Here is a 23,465-nt window from a genome sequence, read left to right as displayed (position 1 = left end):
TCTACGAGCGCCGCTTCCGCCTAGCCGTGCGAGGGGAAGACCGGCGCACGGCGCGCAGCGAAAGCAGCGAGACCCTCCCGGGCGTCGGCGCTCGCGAACGCCTGCTGTCCGATGACGGCCTCCTGACGGAACGCCTCGTCCTCCGGCAGATCCTGCAGGGCGCGCACCGCGCGCTTCACGGTTGCGACGGCGGTGCGGCTCTTCGCCAGCAGCTGCTCCGCCACGGCGAGCGCCTCGTCGCGGAGGTCGGATGCCAGCACCACGCGGTTGACGAGTCCATAGCGGAGCGCGGTGTCGGCGTCGATCCGCTCTCCGCGCAGCATCAGATCCATCGCGAAGGCGTACGGGATCTGCCGCATGAGCCGCACCAGCGTGCCGCCCGCCGGCACGACGCCCACCCCGGTCTCCGGCAGCCCGAACTCGGCGTGGGCCGCGGCGAGCCGGATGTCGGTCGACAGCATGATCTCGAATCCGGCGCCCAGAGCCAGGCCGTTGATCGCGGCGATCACGGGCTTCTCGAGCGTCGAGTGCTTCTGGTGCGCGGCATCCCACTCGCTGATGTCGAATCGCTCCTCGGTCAGCGCGGGAATCGACTCGCCGAGGTCCGCCCCGACGCAGAACGCGCGATCCCCCTCGCCCGTGAGCACCGCGACCCCGATGCCGGCGTCGTCGCGCACCTCGGCGAACGCGGCGCCGAGCTCGTCGTACATGGACAGCGTCATCGCATTGAGCTTCTCGGGCCGATCGATCGTGATGAGTCCGATGGCACCGTGCCTTTCCAGACGGATGCCGGGCATCAGATCGCGCCTCCCGCGCGCAGGGCCTCGACGTCGTCGGGCGAGAACCCGAGCAGATCGCGCAGTACGTCGGCCGTGTGCTGGCCCATCTCCGGTGCGAGCCCCGACGTCTTGGCCGGGGTGCGATCGAGCTTCACCGGCGAGCCGAAGGTGCGCAGCGTGCCGTGGCCCGGGTACTCGGCCTCCACGATCATCCCGCGGGCGGCGATCTGCGGGTCCTCCACGACCTCCCCGATGTCCTTCACCGCGCTCAGCGGCACGAGATCGCCGGCCAGCTGCTCCAGCTCGGCCTTGGTGCGGTCGGCGAACCAGCGCTCGACCATCGGCCGCACCTCCGTGCGGTAGACCTCCGCGTCGAAGCGCGCGGCCATGGTGTGCAGGTCGGGATGCGCCTCCCAGTCGGCGGCGGTGCCGAACGTCTCGCACGAGATGCGCCAGAACTTGTCGGTGTACCCGCCGAAGAACACGAACCCGTCGCGGCACGGGAACAGCTCGTACGGCCGGACGAACGGATGCTCGTTGCCGAGGGGCTCCGGGATCGTGCCGTCGACCGTGTATGCCACGACCGCATTCTCGGTAAGGGTGAGCACCGAGTCCTGCTGCGAGACGTCGACGAGCTGGCCCTCGCCGGTGCGCTCGACGTGGCGCAGAGCGGACAGCACGCCGATGACCCCGTACAGGCTGGCGGCGAGGTCGCCGATGATCGTGCCGACCCGTGTCGGGGGGCCGCCGGCCGGACCGTTCATCGACCACAGGCCGCCGGTCGCCTGCGCGCTGTTGTCGTACGCCGGGCGCAACCGGTACGGCCCGGTCTGCCCGTACCCGCTGAGCGCCGCGTAGACGAGGCGCGGGTTCACCGTGCGCAGGCGGTCGTAGCCGTGCCCGAGCCGGTGCATCGTGCCGGGGCGAAAGTTCTCGACCAGCACGTCGGCCTTCTCGACGAGACGGTCGAGCACCGCCGCGGCATCCGGGCTCTTCAGATTCAGCGTGACGCCGAGCTTGTTCCGGTTGTACTGCGCGAAGAAACCGCTGAGCGGCTCCTCCCCCTGTCGCTCGAGCAGCGGCGGGAACGTGCGCGTGTAGTCGGGGTCGCCCGGGTTCTCGACCTTGATCACGGTCGCACCGAGATCGGCGAGGATCATCGAGCAGTACGGACCCGCGACCACACGCGTGACGTCGAGCACGACGACGCCGTCGAGGGAGCCGGGTGCGGCATCCACTCCGCCGAGGGTGTTCAGCAGGGCGCGCGTCGCGTCGTCGATCATCGAGCGGATCCTTCGGTTGCGGGGCCGGTGCGCCGTGCGGCGCGACCGGTGAGTAGGTGCAGGAGCGTCGCCGAGACGAGAGTGACGAGGCCCGCCACCACGATGTAGAGCGCGATCGCCCACGAGCCGCCGAAGACCGACAGCAGCTCGAGGTAGATGATCGGCACGAACGCCGAGCCGATGATCGTGCCGATCCCGAGCGCCAGCGACATGCCCGTGTACCGGATGCGCACGTCGAAGGCCTGGGCGTACAGCACGCCGAGAGTGCCGTAGGTGGCGCAGAACGCGATCGTCATCGCGAGGTAGGCGGCGTAGGCGGCGGCGAGACTGCCGGTGTCGATGAGCCAGAACGCGGGGAAGGCCAGCAGCACCGACAGGATCGTGCCCGCGGCGAAGACCTTGGCCACGCCGAAGCGGTCGGCCAGCTTTCCGGCCAGCGGCAGACCGCCCAGCGCCAGCACCGAGCAGATCGTCGCGATCGTGAGCATCTCGGACCGCTCGTGACCGATGAACTCGGTGCCGTAGGTGAGGCTGAAGGTGAACAGCATGTAGAAGACGGCGCCGATCACGGCGAAGCTGAGGGCGGCGAGTAGCACCTGGGCCGGGTGGGTCTTGAGGGTGTCCCACAGCGGCACCTTGGCGGCCTTGCCGGCATCCCGCATCTTCTCGAACTCGGGGGTCTCGGTGATCTTCAGACGGATGAACAGGCCGACGAGAACCAGGACGGCGCTGATCAGGAACGGAACCCGCCAGCCCCACTCGGCGAACGCGTCGCCGGGCAGTGCGACGAGGGGCAGGAACACCAGGGTCGACAGGGTGAGACCGAGCGCGAGCCCGACCTGCGGGAAGCTGCCGAGGAACGCCCGCCGGCGGGGTTCGGCGTGCTCGACGACCAGCAGCACCGCGCCGCCCCACTCGCCGCCGAGAGCGAAACCCTGCACGAAGCGCAGCACCATCAGCAGGATCGGTGCGGCGATCCCGATCGCAGCGTAGGTCGGGAGGAGGCCGATGAGGAACGTGGCAGCACCCATGAGCACGAGTGAGATCACGAGCATCTGCTTGCGTCCGATGCGGTCGCCGAAGTGCCCGAACACGATCGAGCCGAGCGGGCGCCCGAAATACCCGACGGCGATGCCGCCGAAGGCGAGGATCGTGCCGACCAGCGGGTCGTAGTCGGGGAAGAACAGTCCGTTGAGGATGAGGGCCGCCGCCGTCGAGTAGGCGAAGAAGTCGAACCACTCGACGGTGGTGCCGACGACGCTCGATGCGACGATGGTGCGGATCTGCGACGGCGCGGCCGGGCCGTTCTTTCCGGATGCTGCGCCTGAGCCGCGCGTCGCGGTGGATGCCGAGGTCATGATGGGTGTCCCTTTCCGCCGGCATCCGCGCTGAAGCCGGCAGATACCAGCCTGGCTGGCGGAGGGACTTCGGAGTATGTGGCTCCGGGCTATAACCAGTGCGTGGTCATGGTGCCCTGAGCCATGACCGGTCAGCCGCGGTCAAGCCTCCGCCACGCGAGCTCGGCGAGCACCTGCGCCTGCAGGGGCAGCACCGCGTCGTCGAAGATCGCGTCGTCGGAGTGGAGCGGCAGCGGTCCGCTGTCGGGCGCGGCGCCCACGAAGACCAGGGTGCCCGGCACCTCCTGCAGCACGTACGAGAAGTCCTCTGAGGCCATCGAGGGCGCTTCCAGCCGTGTGACCCGCTCCACCCCGACCACCTCGTCGAGCACCGCGAGCACCTCGCGCGTCTCGGCCGGATCGTTGTAGGTCACCGGGTACGACGCGATGAACTCGATCTCGAGCGTGCAGCCGTTCGCCTCCGCGATGCCCGTGAGCAGCACCGGCAGCTGCGCGCGCACCGTGTCGAGCGTGGCCTGCGACAGCGTGCGGATGTTCGCCTCGAGCGACACGCTCGCCGCGAGCACGTTGCTCGCCTCGGAGTCGCTGCTGAGCCGGGTGATCGAGATCACGGCCTGGTCGGTGGCGGGCAGTCGCCGCGCGGCGAAGGTCTGCACCGCGAGGATGAGCTGCGCGGCCACGGGCACCGGGTCGATCCCGAGCTGCGGGAACGCGGCGTGACCGCCCGTGCCCCGGAGCGTCATGCGCATCGCGCTGGCGCTCGCCATCATGGCGCCCTCGCGCGTGACGAGCTGCCCGCGCGGCGTCGCGCTGTCGACGTGGATCGCGTACGCCGCGACCGGGCGTTCCCCCGCGGCGTCGAGGACGCCCTCCTCGATCATGATGCGACCGCCGGCCTGCCCCTCCTCGCCGGGCTGGAACATGAAGATCACGGTGCCGGGCAGCTCGTCCCGACGGGCGACCAGCAGGCGGATGGCACCCAGGAGACCGGCCATGTGCAGGTCGTGCCCGCACGCGTGCATCGCGCCCGAGGTCGAGGCGAACGGCAGGCCTGTCGCCTCGGCGACCGGGAGTCCGTCCATGTCTCCACGCAGCAGGACCACCGGCCCGGGTCGACCGCCGCGCAGCACGGCCGTGATCGACGACAGCGACGTGCCGCGCGTGATCTCGAGGCCGAGTCCTTCCAGTTCGCGCAGCAGGATCGCCTGCGTGTGCGGAAGGTCGAGGCCGATCTCCACCGCCCGGTGCAGCTCCCGCCGCACCGCGATCAGGTCCTCGCGCAGCTCTTCCGCTGCGGCATCCGCGAACCGTGGCGTCATCCGAACTGCATCCTCTCGCCGAGCACAGGCACCGCGTCGAGCAGATCCTGCGTGTAGGGGTCGCCCGGAGCCGCGAGCAGCGTCTCCGTCGGGCCGCCCTCGACCAGCTTGCCATGCCGCATCACGCACACCTCGTCGCTGATGTACCGCACGACTGCGAGGTTGTGCGAGATGAAGAGCATCGAGATGTCGAGCTCCTGCTGCAGCTCGCGCAGCAGGTTGAGGATCGCCCCCTGCACCGACACGTCGAGCGCACTGGTGACCTCGTCGGCGATGAGCACCGACGGCTCCCCCGCCAGCGCCCGAGCGATCGTGATGCGCTGCCGCTGGCCGCCGGAGAACGCGCTGGGCCTCTCGTCGGCGCGATCCGGGTCGAGGTGCACCTGGGTCAGCAGCTCGCGCACCCGCGCCACCCGCTGGGCCCGGCTCCACCGGCGGCCGGTCGCCCGCAGCGCCTCCGCGATCGAGTCGCCGATCGGCATGAGCGGGTCGAGCGCCGAGAACGGATCCTGGAACACCAGCTGCATCCGGCGGCGAGTGCGACGGGCCGCGGCGTTCGCGCCCACGGCATCCGCTCCATCCACTCTGATCGATCCCGACTCCGGCCGAACCAGCCCCACCGCGGCGGCGGCGATCGTGCTCTTGCCCGATCCCGACTCCCCGACCAGGCCCACCGTTCGCCCCTTCGGCACGGCGAGACTCACGTTCTCGACCACACGGGTGCGGCCGTAGCGGACGCTCAGGTTCTCGATCTCCAGCGCGTTGACCTTCTCGGGCGTGCTCACACCGTCACCTCCCGGTCGTCGTGGACATCGTCAGGGGACTCGTCGAGCGCCTCGGGCACGAGCTCCGGCGGGATCACCGGCAGCGGCTGCGTGCGGTCGCTGTTCATGTCGGGGAGGCAGGCGATCAGCGCCTTCGAATACGGATGCCGGGCGTCCTCGCGGATGCGGCGCGCATCGAGGGTCTCGACGGCACGACCGTCCTTCATCACGATCACCCGGTCGCAGAACGCCGACACGAGCGCGATGTCGTGCGAGATGAACACGATCGCTGCGCCCGTCTCCTCCTGCGCTCGATGCAGCACGCCCATCACCTGGCGCTGCACCGTCACGTCGAGCGCGGTGGTCGGCTCATCGGCCACGATCAGCCGCGGACGCCCGGTCATGGCCATGCCGATCATCGCCCGCTGCCGCATGCCCCCGGAGAACTCGTGGGGATACTGCTTCAGCCGCTGCGCCGCGTGCGGGATTCCGACGGCGTCGAGAGCGTCGGCCGCCCGTGCCCGCGCCTCCTTCGGCCGCATGCCCATGTGCACCTCGGGCACCTCGGTGAGCTGGCGGCCGATCGTGAGCGCCGGGTTCAGGGAGGTCAGCGGGTCCTGGAAGATCATGCCGAGCTCGACGCCGAGGCGTGCGCGATCGGCCGCGGACGGAGCTCGTGTCATGTCGATGCCGGCGAAGGTGTGGGCGGAGGTGGTGATGATGGCATCGTCGCCGAGCAGACCGGCCAGTGCCATCGCCGTCAGCGACTTGCCCGACCCGGACTCGCCGACGATGCCGACGACCTCGCCGCGGCCGATGCGCAGGTCGACGCCGCGGACCCGCTCGACGGTGCCGCCGTCGGGGGTGGCGAATGCGATGTGCAGGTCGCGGATCTCGGCGACCACATCGCCCTCGGGCTCTGCGGTCTGTGCCACGAGCTCACGACGACGCGAGGAGATGGTGACCGCTCCCGCCGCGCGCGCGGCGACGGCGCGGAACCCGGCGCCCCGCGAACCCGCGACCGCCTCGCTGACCATGGTGAAGACGAGTCCGGCGAGGACCACGGCGAGGCCGGGTCCGAGGGCCGCGAGCGGGTTGACGTAGATGCGGAGGATGCCCTCCTGCAGCATCCGTCCCCAGTCGTATTCGGGCGCCTGCACGCCCAGGCCGAGGAACGACAGTCCCGCAAAGGAGAGCAGCGTCACGCTCGCGGTGGCTGCGGCGTTCACGAAGAACGGGTTCGAGATGTTCGGCAGCACGTGTCGCAGGAGCACGCCGACCGGTCCGACGCCGACGACCCGCGCGGCCCGCACGTAGTCGCGCCCCGACACGGAGGCGGCGAGGTTGTAGACGAGGCGGGCGAAAGACGGGATGCCGGCGAAACCGATCGCGAGCATCGCGCCGGTCGCCGTCGCTCCCCAGATGACCGTGAAGAACAGCACCATCAGCAGCCACGGGAACGCGAGCAGGATGTCGAGCAGGCCGGTGAACAGGCGCCGCGGATACTTCGGCAGGATGCTGACGACGAGTCCGAACACGATCCCGCCGCAGAGCGCGATCGCCGTCGCGCCCAGGGTGAGCAGCAGCGTCAGGCGTGTGGCGACGAGCACCCGGGCGAGGATGTCGCGACCGAGCTCGTCGGTGCCGAACGGGTGGGCGGCACTCGCGCCGAGGAGGCGGGACGAGACATCTGTCGTGGCCGCAGCGTCGCCCCAGATGGCGGGGCCGGCGACGGCGGCGAAGAGCAGCAGCGCGCTGCCGGCGATCGCCGAGATGGCGATCGGGTTGAGGAATCTCCTGCGCAGAGACATCGGGATCAGCCCTCCGTGATCGACGAGCGCGGATCGATGGTGGCGAGGATGACGTCCACCACGAGGTTGACGCCCAGCACGATGAGGGCGTAGACGATGACGACGCCCTGAACCATCGGATAGTCCTTGGCGCCGACCGAGGAGACCATGATCGAGCCGAGGCCGGGGATGGCGAACACGGCTTCGATGAGCACCGTCGCCGCGGTGAGTCCGGCGAGGATCATGCCGCCGACCGTGAGGGTCGCGGTCACGATGTTCGGCAGGGCGTGGCGCAGATGGATCAGGCGCCGCGGCAGGCGCTTGGCGCGCGCCGTGGTCATGTATGTGGTGTCGAGCACCGCGAGCATCTCCACCTGCACGATGCGCACGAGGTAGGCCATGGGCCCGATCGCGAGCGCGATGACCGGCAGCACGGCATCCGCCGGCGCCCCCCAGCCCGCCGCGGGCAGCCAGCCGAGCCGCACCGCGAAGAGCGAGATCATTCCGACCGCGAGCAGGAAGCTGGGCACCGCGATCAGGACGCCGAGAACAGCCGAGACGGCCATCGACAGCCCGCGGCGGCGACCCGAGCGGGCGAGCACGGCCGCGCCGATACCGGCGGGGAGTGCACCGACGACGGCGATGACGAAGGCGAGGACTGCGAGCAGCAGCGTGGTCGGGAACCGCTGGGCGATCACGTCGGCGACGGGACGCTGCAGACGCACGGATGTTCCGAGATCACCGGTGAACAGGCCGCCGATGAAGCGCAGGAACTGCTCGGGCATCGACTTGTCGAGACCGAGCTGGATGCGCGTCGACTCGACGAGCTCGGGTGTCGCACTCTGGCCCAGGGCCGCACGCACCGGGTCTCCCGGCACGAGGTACATGAGCAGGAACGAGGCCATGATGACGACGGCCAGAGAGACGATCAGTCGCCCCAGCCGGCGGAGCAGGAAGGCGGTGCGCGGGGTGAGACCCCGGCGCAGGCGGCGCTCCTCCGCCCGCGCCGCCAGAGCGGCCGTGGTCGTGTCGACCACGTCGGCGGTCGCGAGCGGAGGAGTCGTCGTCATGGTGTCAGCCGAGCATCCGGATCGAGGTGGGCTGGATGAAGTTCGGCAGATCGAACGTCGCGCCCGACTGGTACGTCGGCAGGATGTTGTCGATCACCGGGAACACGTCGAAGCGCTCGATGAGCTCCTTCTCCGCATCCTGCCAGATGCCACAGGCGTCCTCCGGGCTCGCGCTGGAGGCCTCGGTCACGAGGGCGGAGTACTCGGGGTTGTCAACCCACATGAAGTTCAGGCCGCCCACGTCGGGCGTCGCTCCGTCGAAGAAGACCGACAGCAGCACGGGTCCGCCCGGGGCGATCTGCACCCAGCCCGTGTCCCAGTCGAACGTCGTGTAGAGCTGCTCGGACCAGGCGGCCGCATCGTTGCCGGAGAGCTCGGTGGTCACGCCGAGGCCGTCCCACGTCTCCTTCACGAGCTCCGCCGCGGCGGCGTGCGTCGAGGTGGGGGCGTTGTAAACGAACTTGATGGTGAGCGGCTTGCCGTTCTTGTAGCGCAGGCCGTCGTCCTCGAGAAGCCATCCGGCCTCGTCGAGCAGCTCGGCGGAGCGGTCGAGGTCGGTGTCGGGCAACGACCATTCCGGCTTGTCCGCGACACACAGCAGCGGGTTCTTGGTGACGAGGGAGATCGACTCCAGGCCCTCGCCGTCGGCGATCACCGTGCCGACCTCGTCGCGGTCGATCGCGGTCGACAGCGCCTCACGCACGAGCGGGTCGGAGAACGGACGCCCCTCCTTCTCGTTGAACAGGATCTCGCCGACGGGGTTGCGCACGCCGACGAAGGTGAGGCCGGCGGCATCCAGGCGGGCACGGTCGGCACCCGAGATGGTCGCGGCGTTGATCTCGCCGGACACCAGCAGGTTGGCCGCGGTGCTCTCATCGGAGATGACGCGCGCCTCGATCGCGTCGGGAAGACCCTCGGTGTCGCTCGTGACGTCGTCGGGACCCCAGGTGTAGTCGTCGCGCTTGGTGAACGTGTAGGTGTCGCCCGGCTTGATGTCGCTCAGCGCGAAGAGGCCGGTGCCGTCGGTCGCGTCGGACAAAGTGGTCGGATCGGCCAGACCGGCGTCGCACACCAGCTGGATGGTGCCGATGTTGACCGCGAGGAACGGGTTGTTCTCCGTGCTCGTCACGGTGACGGTGTTGCCGTCGGCCGTCGCGGAGATCTTCTCATCGATGACCGAGCCGTACGAGAACGTCGCGTTCGCGGGATCGGCGTTGTAGTTCAGGTTGTCGGCGACGGTCTGGCCGGTGAACTCGGATCCGTCGGAGCAGGTGATGCCGTCCTTGAGCGTGAAGACGACCTCGGTGCCGGTCTCCTCCCAACTCTCCGCGAGCCACGGCTCGAGGTCGCCCTCGGGCGTCACGGCGATCAGCGATTCGTAGGCGAGGCTGATCACCGAGAAGGTGTCGGGTGAGACCGCCTTGAGCGGGTTGAGGTCGCCGGGGTCGTCGCCCACGGCGGTGACGAAGGTGCCGCCCGAGACGACCTCGCCTTCTTCGGACGGACCGGTGGAACCCGCGCAGGACGTCAGTGTCAGCGCGAGCGCAGAGAGAACGGCGGCCACGGGTACTGCGGTACTGCGTTTCATTGCGATCTCCTCTTATCGGGTGGGAAGTGCGTGGTACGGCGGTGGTGCGGCTACGGCGGTGGTGCAGGGTACGGCGGTGGTGCGGATCAGCGGACCGGAGCCTCGGCGGAGAGCCGGGCGAGGGGCCCTGCGGCCTTGACCGTCACGTTGACGGTGGGCTGCGCGGTGTACGGCACGTGGGTCTCGAGCACCTCGACGACCGACACCTGCAGCGGGTCGGCTCCGGCCTGGATGGCTTTCGCGACAGCGGCCTCGGATGCCTGTTCGATCGCGGTATCCCGATCCCCCATCGGGGCCATCTGGTCGGCGCGACCTCCGGCGAGCGAGATCGCCGCGCCGACAGCGTTGGCGACGCCGCCGTGGTCCGGGCGCAGGATGCGACCCGCGCTCGCGAGATGGTCGGGCACGAGGAAGCCTCCGCCTCCGACGACGACCAGGGGGATGTCGAGGCGTCCGAGCGAGAGGCGCTCCACGGCCTCCTCCAGCCGGTCCGCCACCACGGCGAGCGCGGCTTCCAGCGCCTGGGACACGGTCGATGAGAGCGGCGGGAGCGAACGACCAGACACCGGGCTCCCGGCGAGCGCCGCGGCATCCGTCAGCGTCGGGGTCGAGCCGCCGAACAGCAGCCCCTCCGGATCGATGCGGTAGCCGACGGAGTCCGGCCCGACCCGCCCGGAGGCGACGTCGACGACCGTGCCGCCGCCGATGCCGACGCTGAGGATGTCCGGCATCCGGAAGTTCGTGCGCACCCCGCCGATCTCGCGGGGCAGCGTGGATTCGCGCGGGAAGCCGCCGACGACGACCCCGAGATCGGAGGTCGTGCCGCCGACGTCGATGACGATCGCATCATCATGGCCCGACAGGTAGGCGGCGCCGCGGATGGAGTTCGCCGGTCCGGAGCCGATCGTGAGCACTGGGTACTGCGCCGCGTAGTCGAGCGACATGAGCGTGCCGTCGTTCTGCGCGAAGAAGGTGGCGGCGTCGAGTCCCTCCTCGGCAACGACGGTGACCAGCGCCTCGGTGACCGAGCGCGCGACGCTGTAGAGCGCGGCGTTGAGCAGCGTGGCGTTCTCGCGCTCCAGCAGCCCGGTCGGGCCGATGTCCTGGCTGAGGAAGACCCGGGTGTCCTGACCCAGATGACCGCGGAGCAGTTCGGCGACCTCGAGCTCCTGCTCGGGCGAGGAGGGGCTGAAGATCCCGGCGACGGCGATCGCGTCGAAGTCGTCGAGTCCGTCGACGAAGCGCAGGATGCCGTCGCGATCGAGCGGCGAGATCGGCGTGCCGTCGACCATGTGTCCGCCGCCGAGCATCGCGGATCCGGCGAGCACCATGCGCACCAGGTCGTCCGGCCAGCCCGTGAGCGGAGGGTACTCGGTGGCGGCGGGGGCTCCGAGCCGGATCATCGCGACCCGGTCCAGCTGACGGCGCTGCACGATCGCGTTCGTCGCGTGGGTGGTGCCGAGCATGACGCGCGAGACCCGGGAGCGGTCGTCGCCGATCGCGGCGAGCACGTCGCTGATGCCCGCGCGGATGCCGCCGGTGATGTCGTCGGTCGTAGCCCGCTTGGTCCAGGCCAGCACTCGGCCGTCGCCGTCGAGCACCACGGCGTCGGTGTTGGTGCCGCCGACGTCGACGCCGATCGCCAGGTCGCGCGCGGTCATCGGGTTGCTCCTTCGAAGGGGACGTACGGGAGGTCGTAGCCGAAGGCCGCGGGTCCGGCGAGCTCCAACCCGCGCGGTGTGCGCCAGATCGGGTCGCAGGCCCAGGCGAGCACCGACACCCGCTGCCCGAAGCGCAGCATCTCGGTGGTGATCGCGTGTCCGGTCTCGGCGTCGATGATGGTGATGAGGTCGGGCACGCTGGCGAGCACCGCCCCGTCTTCGAGCACCAGGAGGTTCTCGTTCTGCAGCTCGAGACGCTGCAGGCGTCCGCGGTCGGCGCCGGTGCCCGAGATCGTGACCGAGCCGCGCACGAAGCCTCCGGCGGTGCGGCGGTCGAGATCCGTGATCTTGCCGGTCATCAGCACGCGGGCATCGAGCTCCGCGGCCACGGCGGCGACCGGGTCGGACGACGACATCAGAGCGTGGCCGACGCGGATGGAGGCGCTCACCGTGCCTTCGATCACGGCGCCGCGCACGGTCTCGGCCGTCATCGGGTAGTGTGCGCCGAGGCAGATCGAGCCGCTGGCGACGGTGAGCGCTCGCGCATGACGCTCGAGCCAGTGCAGGTCGATGGTCTTCATGACCGAGATGTTGCCGACGACGTCGCTCTGGACCGCCCACTCGCACGGCACCCCCGCGACGTTCATGGCTACCATCGCGGCGTCGGGGAACGCGCGGCCCATGCCGTCGGCGTCGAGCACCTGGAGCCCGAGGCGGGCAGCCCAGCCGATCGGCTGCACGCCGTTGCCTCCGCCGATCTCCGCGGCCATGAGCGTGGTGACCTTGCGGCCGAGCAGTCGCTCCGCCTCGTCGAGCAGCGCGTGGATCTGTCCGGTGGCCGACAGCATCTCGATGCCCACGGTGGGGGCGCCGATGCCCGACATCAGGATGACGACGTCGTCGGGTCCGAGGTCGTCGACCGTCACGAGCCGCACGGGTCCGTGGTCGCGCAGCGCGTTCTCGACCATGATCTGGCTGGTGTAGACGGCGCCGCCGCCGCCGGTGCCGAAGATCGCGGTGCCGATGCCGAGCGCGGCGACGTCGTCGACCGTGATCTCGGTGATGCGCTCGGTGCGCGCGATCGGGGATGTCTGTGCCATGTGATCACGCTACGGTCGGGGTGAACGCCCGGCAATGTTCCCAGGAGACAGTGTTTCCCGGCATACTGTGCGGATGGCACAGTACACGCTGGAAGACCTGCGCGGGGACGCGAGCCGCCTCGGACTGCTGCACGCGGCGGGTCCCGTCGACTCCCGCATCGTCGTGCGCGTCGACATGGCGGCGGTCGATCGGCTCGACGCCGTGCCAGCGGGGACGCTCGTCATCATCCCCGGCGAGGAGCAGCCGCCGCCGTACCGGATCGACGTGGCGCTGCGGCAGGCCAGTGCGCGCGGCCTCGCCGGCATCGTGTTCACCACGGCTCTCGCCCTCGCCGAGACCGCCACGGTCCTCGCGACCCGGGCCGGCGTGCCCGTGTTCTCCGCCGCCGGCATCGGCGCCGCGGACCTGGCGAAGACCATCGACCGCGCGATCTCGGGCGGCGCCTCCGAGGCCATGATGCGCGGGGCGCACGCGGTGTCGGCAGCCACCGAGGCCGCCGCGGCATCCGAGAGCACTCCGGAAAGCATCCTCGCCGCCGCGAGCGGGGCGCTCGGCATCGAGCTGTCGATGATCGCCGATCCGACCGTGACGTGGGCGGCATCCGACGCCGTCTGCATCGGCGAGGTGCCCGTGGGACGTCTGGTGGCGGCGACCACCGACGGCGCCACGGCCGTGTCGGTGCCGGTGATCGCCTCGCTGCTGTCGCGCGTCGTGCAGCGACAGAGCCGCGACCGCTACGCGCCCACCCAGTCCCGTGCCGACCTGCTCGTGGAGCTCGTGCTCGCCGAGTCGTCGCGCGTGGAGGGCTTCGTCGGGCAGGCCGCACGGCTCGGGCTGCCACTCCCCCAATCGCACGTCGTCGCCTGGCTCGCGCCGACCCACACGGCGGATGCCGAGGCGCGGGCACCCCGCAGCGTGCAGCCCGCCCTCGAGCTGTTCGTGCTGCAGCTCGTGGAGTCGCGCGATGAGATGTGGCACGCCGCGTTCCTGCAGGACGATCTGATGCTGGTCTGCACCGAGGAGCACGGCGCCGGCGACCACCAGCGCCGGGTGCGCGAGGTCGCGCGGCTGATCCAGCACCAGGCCCGAGAGCTGGCCGGCGCCGAGTGGGCGTACACGCTGGGGCTGGGCACGCCCAAGCTCGGCGCGCTCGGACTGCGGCAGTCGGCCGCCGAGGCGCGGATCGCCGCGGAGTCCGCGATCGCCGCCGGGCGTCTGGGCGGGGTCGAGCTCACCGACGTGACGGGGCTGCGACGCGTGCTGCTCGACGTGTACGCGTCGCCGATCAGCCGCGACCTGCTGCACGATGTGCTGCGCCCCCTCGACGACCTCGGTCCCGAGCGCGCGCTCGGCGCGGTGCGCACGCTGCTCGTGTACCTCGCGCACGGCCGGTCGCTCGTGCACGCCGGCAAGGAGCTGATGCTGCACCCGAACGGCGTCGGCTACCGCATGCGCCGCATCCGCGAGCAGCTCGACATCGACCTCGACGACCCCGATGTGCGCTTCGCGGTCGAGCTGGCCTGCCGGGTGCGGCTCTTGGGGGCGGGGTAGCGTCGAGCCTCACTCACCGGCCTCGGCGCGCAGCGCGGCACCGTCGGCATCGAGCTGCGGCGCCCGCGCCAGGTGCGCGGTGCCGTTCGTGCCGAGCGCCGACCGGGCGATCGAGACGCCGTCGTCGTGCTCGATGAGGCCGAGCGCTGCGGCCTGCTCGCCGGCCGCCGCCTCTTCGGGGCTGCGCACCCGCGCGACGAGCACCCGCGCCGCCTTGAGACGCGCCTCGATGTCGTCGAGAGGCAGGGTCGCGACCCGCTCGGCGAGCACGGCCTCGAGCTCGGTGCGGCCCTCGACCCTGTCCTGATTCGCGGTCCACCGCGCGGCGCCGAGCGAGTCTGCGAGATCCAGCGCGCCGACGAGCCGTGCGAACATCGCGTCGTTCGTCGCGCCGAGCACGACGCTCCCGTCGGCCGCCGCGAACGCCCGGTACGGCACGATCGACGGATGCGAGCTTCCCCAGGGCTTCGACGGCGGGCCTCCCGCCGAGGTCGCGGCGATGACCGTGCCGAGCGAGCTCAGCGCCGTGGCGAACAGCGAGAACTCCAGGCGCCGACCGATGCCGGTGCGGGTGCGCTCGAGGAGTGCCGCGAGCACCCCGTTGATCATCGACATGCCGGTCGCGATGTCGACCATCGCCACCCCCGAGCGCACGGGGTCGGCGCCCTCGTACCCGGTGACGTGCATGAGCCCCGACTCGGCCTCGACGGTGACCGCCGTGCCGGGTTCGGCGGCCAGCGGACCGTTCGGGGAGAAGCCGCTGATCGAGGCGTAGACGAGCCGTGGGAACCGTTCACGCATCACCGCCGGGCCGATTCCCAGGCGCTCGGCCACACCCGGCCGGAAGCTCTCCACCAGCACATCGGCCGACTCGATGAGCCGGAGCGCGACGGCGCGGTCCGCGGCATCCGTCAGGTCGAGCGCGATGCTGCGCTTGCCCCGGTTGATCGCATGGAAGTAGGCGCTCGCGCCGTGCACGAACGGCGGACCCCAGTGCCGGGTCTCGTCGCCGATGCCCGGCTGCTCGACCTTGATCACCTCGGCGCCCAGCTCGGCGAGGGTCATCGTCGCGTAGGGGCCCGCGAGCAGCCGCGTGAAGTCGATGACCCGGATGCCGGCGAGCGGCAGGAACGCGCCGTCCGAGGTCATGCGGTGCTCCGGTGCGTGTTCATCTCGGTTTTATCCAGAACCAATGAAGTCATCTGAAGCTTGTAAGGGTCACCGCACGAACACCCGCTCGCCTCGCACCCAGGTCTCGGCGACCCGCACGGCGGCGATCTCGTCGTCGGGCACCGTGAACACGTCACGGTCGAGCACGGCGAAGCTGCCGTCGTACCCCGGCGCGAGCGTGCCGACACCGGTCAGCGGCGAGAGCGATGCCGCGCGCGAGGTGTAGAGCAGCAGGGCCTGGGCGACCGTGATCGCGGCATCGGCGCCGAACTCGATGCCGTTGTAGGTGCGGCGGCGCACGGCGGCTTCGACCGACAGCATCACGTCATCGGCCCCGCTCCACGCCGTCGCCGGCCGATCCGACGAGAGGGCGAGCGGACCGAGGCCCGCGTACAGCCGGGCGATCGGGTACGCGTCGGGCACCTGCTCGACGCGCAGCGCCTTCTCGTAGCCGTCGTACTCGGCGAAGAAGAACACCGTGTGCGTCGCGATGCCGAACGACATGCGTGCCGAGGTGAGCCTGTCGAGGTACGCGTCGCTCACGATCGTGGCGTGCTCGATGCGCACCGAGGGGATGCCGTCGAGCCAGGGCTCCGCGTCTTCGAAGAGCTCCACGACCCGATCGAGCGCCCGGTCGCCCATGGCGTGCACGGCGAGCTGCACGCCGTTGCGCCGCGCCCAGTCGCCCGCGGCGAGCACGTCGGCGTCGTCGACCAGCCGCAGCCCGTGGTCGCACGAGTCGGGATAGGCCTGGTGCACCCAGGCGGTGCGGTTCGAGTAGGCGCCGTCGAGCACGACCTTGACGCCGGCGACCCGGATCTGGCCCTCGCGGTCGCCCGGAGACAGGTCGTCGAGCGGCGCCGCCGGATCCCACCCCGGGTACAGCGCGACCTGGGTGCGGAGCCCGCGCTCGACCGCCGCGCGGAAGGTCGCCAACGGCTGGTCGATGCGCGACGACAGCAGGTCGCAGACCGCGACGATGCCGCGCGACGCGAGCTCTTCACCGATCGAGAGGATCGCCGCGAGCTGATCATCACGGGTGGGCGCCGGGATGAAGCGAGTCACCGCGTCGACTGCGGCGATCTCGGTCAGCACGCCGTTCGGCTTCCCGTCGATGCCGCGCTCGAAGCGGGCTCCTTCCGGGTCGGACGTGTCGGCGGTGATGCCGGCCACCTCGAGAGCCTTCGTGTTGCACACGGCGGAATGGGCGTCGCAGCGCCACACCAGCACCGGGCGCTCGGTGCTCACGCGATCGAGGTCGGCGGCCGTCGGCATCCGCCCGTCGGGGAACTTCGTGTCGTCGAATCCGCGGCCGAGCACCCATGCGCTCGGGGCGAGTCCGGCTGCATGCCGCTCCAGCACGGCGACGAGGTCGTCGGGCGACATCACCGCGGGCGGGAAGCACTCGGCCGCCGCGGCGGTCCCTGCCAGGAGCGCGGGATGCGTGTGGCTGTCGAGGAGTCCGGGCAGCACGGTGCGTCCGCCCAGGTCGACGGCATCCGGATCGGTGACCTCCGCCGCGTCCCCGACCCAGTCGATGCGCCCGTCGGCGATCCGGAACGCCGAGGCGAACGCCGTCTCTGACTCGCCGGTGAACACCCGGCCGTTGGTGAAGGTCGTCATGCCGTCCTCAGATCGTTCGCCAGGTGAATCGTCCGCCCAGCAGGGTGGCTGCGACGGGCATCGTGCGCAGTTCATCGCGGTCGCTCGCGTACGGGTCGCGGTCGGTGAGCACGAGGTCGGCCGCCTGCCCGACGGCCAGCGAGGTGCGGACGGATGCCGCGAGCGCCACGTCCAGCGGCAGACGCTGCTCCGGATGCCAGGCCTCACGGTCTCCGCGGCTGCGGGCGGTCGCGGCGCTCAGCGAGACCCAGGGGTCGAGCGGAGCGACCGGGGCATCCGACCCGAGGCGCAGCGCCGCACCCGAGCGGTGCAGCGATCCGAACGCGAAGGCACGACCGGTGCGGCCGGCCCAGTGCCGATCGGCGACATCGCGGTCGTCCATCGCATGCTCGGGCTGCACGCTCGCGATCAGCCCCAGTGCGGCGAAGCGCGCGAAGTCCTCGTCGCGCACGAGCTGCGCGTGCTCGATGACGCCCTTCATCCCGAGCGCCTCGAACGTGTCGAGCACCTCGGTGTTCGCACGGTCGCCGATCGCGTGGACGGCGGCCTCTATCCCGGCACCGCGCGCGCTCTCCAGCAGGCGCCGCAGTTCCGGGATCGGCACGCTCTCCATGCCGCACGCGTGCGGGTGCTCCGCATCCATGCCCGGATACGGGTCCCAGCACCACGCGGTACGGGTGTTCAGCGACCCGTCGACCACGACCTTGAGACGGCCGAAGGTGATGAGCCCCTGCTCGTCGACCACGTCACCGGTGCGACGACCGGAGGCGATGACCGACTCCAGCCGATCCGGCCACACCGAGATGTCCGCACGTAGACTCGTCAGCCCTCCGGCGGTCCGCTCCGCCCACTCCGTCACGTTGTCTGTGTTCTCGTACTCGACGATGCCGACGACACCCCGTGCCGCCGCGGCATCGGCCGCCTCGTGGTACGCATCGGTCGGGAGTGCGGATGCCTCGTCGAACGAGTGCAGCAGCTGGATCCACGGCCCCTCGCGCAGCAGCCCGGTCTCATCGAGCGCGAGACCGAAACGACGCGCGGCCGCGCGGTTCATCCACCCGCAGTGCAGGTCGCCGCTCACCAGCACGACCGGCACATCGGACACCACCGCGTCGAGGGCGTCCAGCGAGGCAGGCACCGGCCAGAGCCCGTCGCGGAACCCGTAGCCCATCAGCATCCCGTCGCTCAGCGGCGCGTTCGCCGCCCGCGCTCGGCGCACGATGTCGAGCACGTCGGCGGCGCTGCGCGTCTCGGTCAGGTCGACCCGGCGACGGCGGATGACGTGCTGCGTGAAATGCACGTGCGCGTCCCAGAACCCCGGCCCCACCCAGCGCCCGTCGACGGCGACGACCTCACCTTCGGGCGCGACAGCACCCGCCGGGGCGATCGACGCGATGACGCCGTCGCGCAGAACCAGATCGACGGGCTCGCCGCCGTCGAACGGGCGCGCTCCGGTCAGGGTCACGGTCTCGGTCATGATGCTCCGATCAGGAAGCGCGTCTCAGAGTGCGGGGACGGGCGCGTGGGCGAACCCGAACAGGTCCTTCGGGTCCTCGGGCGCCGCGACGAGGTCGATCTCGGTGTCGAGCCCGCTGCCGGCGAGGTCCGCCCGGAGGTGCCGCAGGGCCGAGAAGTCCTCGATGGCGAAGCCGACCGAGTCGAAGATCGTCACCTGATCGGTCGAGGTGCGCCCGGGCGCGAGTCCGGCGAGCACCTGCCAGAACTCGGTCACCGGGAAGTCGGGGGCCACGTTCTGGATCTCGCCCTCGACACGGGTCTGCGGCGTGTATTCGACGAACACCGGACCGCGCGCGAGGATGCGCGGGTCGAGCTCGGTCTTGCCCGGGCAGTCGCCGCCGATCGTGTTGACGTGCATGCCGGGCGTGACGTCGGCATCCTTCAGCACCTGCGCCACCGCCTTGTCGGCCGTGCAGGTCGTGACGATGTCGGCACCGGATGCCGCCTCGGCCGCAGACCCGCAGACCGTGATGTCGAAGCCGCGCGAGCCGAGGTTGCGGACGAACTTCTCGGATGCCGCCGGGTCGACGTCGTAGATGCGCAGCCGTGAGATGCCGAGCACGCCGCGGAAGGCCAGCGCCTGGAACTCGGCCTGGCTGCCGGCACCGATCATCGCCATCGTGGTGGAGTCCGGTCGGGCGAGCCTGCGGGCGACCATGGCCGAGGTCGCCGCGGTGCGCAGCGCCGTGAGCAGCGTCATCTCGGCGAGGAACACCGGGTAGCCGTTGTGCACGTCGGCGAGCACGCCGAACGCCGTCACCGTCTGATAGCCGCGGCCCGGGTTGAACGGGTGACCGTTGACGTACTTGAACGCGTAGATGTCGGGGTCGCTGATCGGCATCAGCTCGATCACGCCGAACGGTGTGTGGTTCGCGACGCGCTCGCTCTTGTCGAACGACTCCCAGCGGCGGAAGTCCTCCTCGATCGTGTCGGCCATCTCGGTCATGATCGTCTCCGCGCCGCGACGCGAGATCCACTCCACCATGTCGGCGACTCCCACGAATGCGGTCATGCCGTCACCTCCTGTCCATTGGTGCTCGCGATGCGATCGGCGAGCTTCGGGTTCTCGTAGGGGCCGGGGCGCCGCAGAGCGTCGACGATCTTGGCGATCACCTCGGCCGGCTTGTCCTGGCTCATCTTGTCCTTCGCCTCGAACCGCTCGACGCGCAGGCGGAAGCCGACCGTGCCGTGCACGATCCGCTCGGCGTACGCGGTGTTCTCGAGCGTGCGGTGCATCAGGAACGGCTCGGGCAGCGGGCTCTCGAACCACGCGACGAGGCGGTCCAGCACCTGCAGGTTCTCCTCGTCGGAGAGGATCTCGGGGGTGCCGTGCAGGTGCGCGACCGCGAAGTCCCAGGTCGGCACGGCCGGCGACACGTCGTACCAGCCCGGCGAGACGTAGCCCTGCGGTCCGTAGACGATCACCATCACCTCGTGCTCGCCGAGCCGGTGCATCCGCTCGTCGGGCCGACCGACATGACTCACGAGCGCGATGCCGTCGGCATCCTCCTCGAGCAGCATCGGATAGTGCGAGGCCACGAGGCCTTCGCCGGGCACATGGGTCACGATCGTCGCCCACGGGTTGTCGCGCACGAGGGCACGGACCGCCTCGACGTCGTCGAGCGCGTAGTCGGGGGTGTGCCTCATGAGGTCCTCTGCCAGTCGATGTCGGCGGTCGCGAGCACGACGTCATCCGGATCGACGGCGGTCACCCGCGTCGTCTCGCCGGCCGTGCGACCCACGATCCGCAGAGGCCGGTCGACGAGCACCGGGGCGGTCGCCCGCACGTCGAGGCGCGCGGGCACGCGGTCCGGGGCGTTCCGCCGCGCGGCATCCATCAGCAGGATGCGGGTGAGCGGGCCGTGCACGAGAAGGTCGGGCAGCCCCTCCACCTCGCGCGCCCAGGCACGGTCGTAGTGGATGAGGTGCGTGTTGAAGGTCAGCGCCGAGAACCGGAACAGCTGCCGGGCGTCGAGGGTGAGCTCCTCTTGCCAGTCGGCCTCGGCGACGACGGCCGGATCGGGCCGGGGTGCGCGCGCCGGAGCATCCGGATCGGCCGCCTCCAGGAAGACGTCGTGCCACACGCTCCGCACCGCGGGCTCGCCGCCGGTCGCGTACTCGCGCTCGACATCGACGAAGACCAGGCGCCCGCGGGAGCCGTTCTTCTCCACGACGCTCCCGAGTGACGTCGTTCGCGTCACCTCGTCGCCCACGTGGAGCGGGCGCAGGAACTCCGTCGTCTCACCGGCGTACATCCGCCGCGGCAGATCGATCTCGGGGATGATGCCGTCGCGGGCGGGAGTCCCGTCGGGACGGAGGTCGGCGAGCACCGCGTCGAACGGGAAGAACACGCCCTCCCAGCCGGCCGGCAGCACGTCGCCGTCGGTGCGCGCCCGGTCGTCGGCCGCGAAGGTGCCGCGGTACGCCTCGACGGTGGATGCCGCGATCCGCTCGGTGCGCAGCTCGCTCACGGGAGTGCCCCCGCGGCACGCAGCTCGGCGATGCGGGCGGCGTCGTAGCCGGCGAACTGCGCGAGCACCTGATCGGCGTGCTCGGCGAAGCGGTTGGCCGTGCGGGCCGGGGTCGCGGGCGTCGCCGACAGCTTGATCGGCTGCCCGAACATGCGCAGCACGCCCAGGTCGCCGTAGTCGGCCTCGACGATCATGTCGCGCTCGGCGGTTCCCGGGTCTTCGACCACCTCGCCGATCGTCTTCACCGCGGTGAGCGGCACGACGTCGCCGGCGAGATCCTCGAGCTCCTTCTTGGTGCGCGACGCGAGCCAGCCCGCCACGATCGGCTTGACCCGGCGCTCGTACACGTCCTCCTCGAACCGCTTGCGCATGGTGTCGATCTCGGGGTCGCCCTTGTGCTCGGGCGTGCCGAACAGGTCGCAGCTCGCGTTCCAGAGCTTGTCGGTGTACGCCCCGAAGAACACCTGCCCGTCAGCGCAGTCGAACAGCTCGTACGGACGCACCCAGGCGTGCGCGTTGCCCTGCGGCGTCGCCACCGTGCCGTTGACCGTGTAGTCGACGACGGCGGTCTCGGTCAGCGCGACGATGCTGTCGACCTGCGCGACGTCGACCACCTGGCCCTCGCCCGTCGCCTCGGCGTGCCGGAGGGCGGCGAGCGTGCCGACGACCGCGAACAGCGTGGCCGAGAGGTCGCCGATCGTGACGCCGACGCGGACCGGCGGATGCTCGGCGTAGCCGTTCATCGACCAGATGCCGCCCGCCGCCTGCGCGGTGTTGTCGAACGCGGGCCGCTTGCTGCGCGACCCGGTGCGGCCGTAGCCCGAGATGGCGGTGTAGACGAGGCGCGGGTTGACCTCGCGGAGCACCTCGTAGCCGACGCCGAGCTTCTCCATCGTGCCGGGGCGGAAGTTCTCGACCAGCACGTCGGCGTTCCGGACCAGGTCTTTCAGCACCTCCTTGCCCTCGGGGGTGGCGAGGTCGAGGCCCATCCCGAGCTTTCCTCGGTTGTACTGGGCGTAGTAGGCGCTGAACTCCTCGTCGCCGTCGGTCAGATACGGCGGGAAACCGCGCGACACGTCCGGATCCCGCGGGTTCTCGACCTTGATCACGGTGGCTCCGAGGTCGGCGAGCATCTGCGCGGCGTAGGGTCCGGCGAGCACGCGCGACAGATCGATCACGGTGACCCCGGCGAGCGCGCCGGGAGCGGGGAGCGTGGTGTCGATCATGCGGGCGTGACCTCCTGGGCGGGTTGAGGGGCGACGGATTCGGCGGCGTCGGTGCCGATGCTGTCGATCCCGGCGGCGGCGAAGGCGCGGGCGACGTTCGATGCGGGACGCACATTGCGGATGCGCGAGAGCCAGAGCGTGGTCGCGGCCAGGGCGCCGAGATCGAGTCCGGTCTCGATGCCGAGTCCGTGCAGCATCCACACGAGGTCCTCTGTGGCGAGGTTACCGGTCGCACCCTTCGCGTACGGGCAGCGGCCGAGTCCGCCGACCGACGCGTCGAACTCGGCGACGCCCAGCTGCAGCGCGGCGTGCACGTTCGCGAGCGACTGTCCGTAGGTGTCGTGCAGGTGCAGGGCGATGTCCGAGACCGGGATGCCGACGGCGAGGGTCTCCTCGATGATCCCCACGGTGTGCCCCGGCGTCGCGACGCCGATCGTGTCGCTGAGGGCGATGGTGCGGCTGCCGGCCTGGTGGAGGGCGGAAGCCGCCTCGATCACGGCATCCGCGTCGACGGCACCTTCCCACGGGTCGCCGAACGCCATCGAGACGTAGCCGCGCACCGGGATGCCCTGCGCGGTGGCTGCGGCGATGACCTCGACGGCGCGGTCGATCGCCCCCGCCCGCGTGGTGTTGAGATTCGCCTGCGCGAACGACTCGGTGGCGCTGACGACGACCGACACCTCGCGGATGCCGGCATCGATCGCGCGCTGCAGGCCGCGGAGGTTCGGCACGAGTCCCACGGCGCGGGCGCCCTCCGGTACCTCGAGGCCGGCGACGACCTCCTCGGCGTCGGCGAGCTGCGGGATCCAGTTCGGGGGCACGAAGCTCGTCACCTCGACGTCGCGGCTGCCCGCGGCGTACAGCCGGCGGCAGAGCTGCGCCTTGATGTCGGCGGGGATGATGTCGGTCTCGGCCTGCAGGCCGTCGCGCGGGCCCACCTCGAACACGGTCACCCGCGTCGGCAGACCGTCCTGGCGGATCACCCGGGGTGCGGGAGAGCTCATGCGCCCGCTCCGCCGGCCCGCAGCTCGGCGAGCACTTCCTTCGCGTACTCCACGCGGATGCGGCGCTCCGCGACGATGCGCGCGGCGACCGCGCCGATCTCACCGACCTCGGCGCCGGCGCTCGCGGCGATGGTGCGGGCGTGCAGGGTCATGTGCCCGCGCTGGATGCCCTCCGCGGCGAGCGCGCGG

Annotated in this window: 19 protein-coding genes and 1 pseudogene; 1 reads left to right on the top strand and 19 read right to left on the bottom strand. The window is 70.9% G+C overall.

The features are described 5' to 3' along the window. Positions 1–20 precede the first annotated feature (20 nt). The 10 genes from DW306_RS06060 to DW306_RS06015 form a co-directional block, all read right to left on the bottom strand. Positions 21–797: an enoyl-CoA hydratase/isomerase family protein gene (locus tag DW306_RS06060; RefSeq protein ID WP_136054719.1), complete on the bottom strand. Its 777-nt coding sequence runs from the start codon at positions 795–797 to the stop codon at positions 21–23. Further along, positions 797–2,062: a CoA transferase gene (locus DW306_RS06055; protein WP_136054718.1), complete on the bottom strand. Its 1,266-nt coding sequence runs from the start codon at positions 2,060–2,062 to the stop codon at positions 797–799. Before DW306_RS06055 ends, DW306_RS06060 begins: the two co-directional genes overlap by 1 nt. Further along, positions 2,059–3,420, bottom strand: a complete 1,362-nt coding sequence (locus DW306_RS06050) for an MFS transporter (protein ID WP_136054717.1) — start codon at positions 3,418–3,420, stop codon at positions 2,059–2,061. Before DW306_RS06050 ends, DW306_RS06055 begins: the two co-directional genes overlap by 4 nt. 131 nt (positions 3,421–3,551) lie before the next feature. Continuing rightward, positions 3,552–4,739, bottom strand: a complete 1,188-nt coding sequence (locus tag DW306_RS06045; RefSeq protein ID WP_136054716.1) for a M20 family metallopeptidase — start codon at positions 4,737–4,739, stop codon at positions 3,552–3,554. Continuing rightward, entirely contained in the window at positions 4,736–5,524 is a 789-nt protein-coding gene (locus DW306_RS06040; protein WP_136054715.1) for an ABC transporter ATP-binding protein, read from the bottom strand. The genes DW306_RS06045 and DW306_RS06040 overlap by 4 nt, the downstream gene beginning before the upstream one ends. Beyond that, positions 5,521–7,314: a dipeptide/oligopeptide/nickel ABC transporter permease/ATP-binding protein gene (locus tag DW306_RS06035; protein ID WP_136054714.1), complete on the bottom strand. Its 1,794-nt coding sequence runs from the start codon at positions 7,312–7,314 to the stop codon at positions 5,521–5,523. Before DW306_RS06035 ends, DW306_RS06040 begins: the two co-directional genes overlap by 4 nt. A gap of 5 nt (positions 7,315–7,319) precedes the next feature. Continuing rightward, entirely contained in the window at positions 7,320–8,363 is a 1,044-nt protein-coding gene (locus tag DW306_RS06030; RefSeq protein ID WP_136054713.1) for an ABC transporter permease, read from the bottom strand. Positions 8,364–8,367: 4 nt separating this feature from the next. Continuing rightward, complete coding sequence (locus DW306_RS06025) at positions 8,368–9,951, bottom strand: ABC transporter substrate-binding protein (RefSeq protein WP_136054712.1); 1,584 nt, start codon at positions 9,949–9,951, stop codon at positions 8,368–8,370. An 86-nt stretch (positions 9,952–10,037) separates the two neighbouring features. Beyond that, the gene (locus DW306_RS06020) at positions 10,038–11,612 is read right to left on the bottom strand and encodes a hydantoinase/oxoprolinase family protein (RefSeq protein ID WP_136054711.1); all 1,575 of its coding nucleotides are present in this window, start codon (positions 11,610–11,612) and stop codon (positions 10,038–10,040) included. Further along, positions 11,609–12,712, bottom strand: coding sequence for a DUF917 domain-containing protein (locus DW306_RS06015; RefSeq protein ID WP_136054710.1), 1,104 nt, complete (start codon positions 12,710–12,712; stop codon positions 11,609–11,611). Before DW306_RS06015 ends, DW306_RS06020 begins: the two co-directional genes overlap by 4 nt. Positions 12,713–12,785: 73 nt before the next feature. Here DW306_RS06015 and DW306_RS06010 point away from each other — a divergent pair, with 73 nt between their 5' ends. Then, on the top strand, positions 12,786–14,264 hold the full coding sequence (locus DW306_RS06010; RefSeq protein WP_168429249.1) for a PucR family transcriptional regulator: 1,479 nt from the start codon (positions 12,786–12,788) through the stop codon (positions 14,262–14,264). Between the two features lie 9 nt (positions 14,265–14,273). Here the strand turns inward: DW306_RS06010 and DW306_RS06005 are convergent, their stop codons facing one another. The 9 genes and pseudogenes from DW306_RS06005 to DW306_RS05965 all read right to left on the bottom strand — a co-directional run. Beyond that, entirely contained in the window at positions 14,274–15,413 is a 1,140-nt protein-coding gene (locus DW306_RS06005; protein WP_136054708.1) for a CoA transferase, read from the bottom strand. A gap of 69 nt (positions 15,414–15,482) precedes the next feature. Then, complete coding sequence (locus DW306_RS06000; protein ID WP_168429248.1) at positions 15,483–17,057, bottom strand: amidohydrolase; 1,575 nt, start codon at positions 17,055–17,057, stop codon at positions 15,483–15,485. A gap of 7 nt (positions 17,058–17,064) precedes the next feature. Then, complete coding sequence (locus tag DW306_RS05995; protein WP_136054706.1) at positions 17,065–18,534, bottom strand: amidohydrolase family protein; 1,470 nt, start codon at positions 18,532–18,534, stop codon at positions 17,065–17,067. Between the two features lie 24 nt (positions 18,535–18,558). Continuing rightward, positions 18,559–19,587, bottom strand: a complete 1,029-nt coding sequence (locus tag DW306_RS05990; protein ID WP_136054705.1) for an ornithine cyclodeaminase — start codon at positions 19,585–19,587, stop codon at positions 18,559–18,561. Further along, positions 19,584–20,222: an FMN-binding negative transcriptional regulator gene (locus tag DW306_RS05985; RefSeq protein ID WP_136054704.1), complete on the bottom strand. Its 639-nt coding sequence runs from the start codon at positions 20,220–20,222 to the stop codon at positions 19,584–19,586. The genes DW306_RS05990 and DW306_RS05985 overlap by 4 nt, the downstream gene beginning before the upstream one ends. After that, a complete protein-coding gene (locus DW306_RS05980; RefSeq protein ID WP_136054703.1) occupies positions 20,219–21,046 on the bottom strand; it encodes a MaoC family dehydratase N-terminal domain-containing protein in 828 nt (275 codons plus the stop codon). Before DW306_RS05980 ends, DW306_RS05985 begins: the two co-directional genes overlap by 4 nt. Beyond that, entirely contained in the window at positions 21,043–22,272 is a 1,230-nt protein-coding gene (locus tag DW306_RS05975) for a CoA transferase (RefSeq protein WP_136054702.1), read from the bottom strand. The genes DW306_RS05980 and DW306_RS05975 overlap by 4 nt, the downstream gene beginning before the upstream one ends. Next, complete coding sequence (locus DW306_RS05970; protein ID WP_136054701.1) at positions 22,269–23,276, bottom strand: hydroxymethylglutaryl-CoA lyase; 1,008 nt, start codon at positions 23,274–23,276, stop codon at positions 22,269–22,271. Before DW306_RS05970 ends, DW306_RS05975 begins: the two co-directional genes overlap by 4 nt. Beyond that, a pseudogene (locus DW306_RS05965) lies at positions 23,273–23,465 on the bottom strand (3-hydroxy-3-methylglutaryl-CoA reductase); the annotation flags it as partial. The gene DW306_RS05970 and the pseudogene DW306_RS05965, both read right to left, overlap by 4 nt.

The sequence above is a fragment of the Microbacterium sp. K24 genome, from assembly GCF_004794465.1.
Classification (GTDB): Bacteria; Actinomycetota; Actinomycetes; order Actinomycetales; family Microbacteriaceae; genus Microbacterium.
Note: the sequence above shows the minus strand (reverse complement) of the source record. Positions and strands in the feature narration are given on the sequence as shown.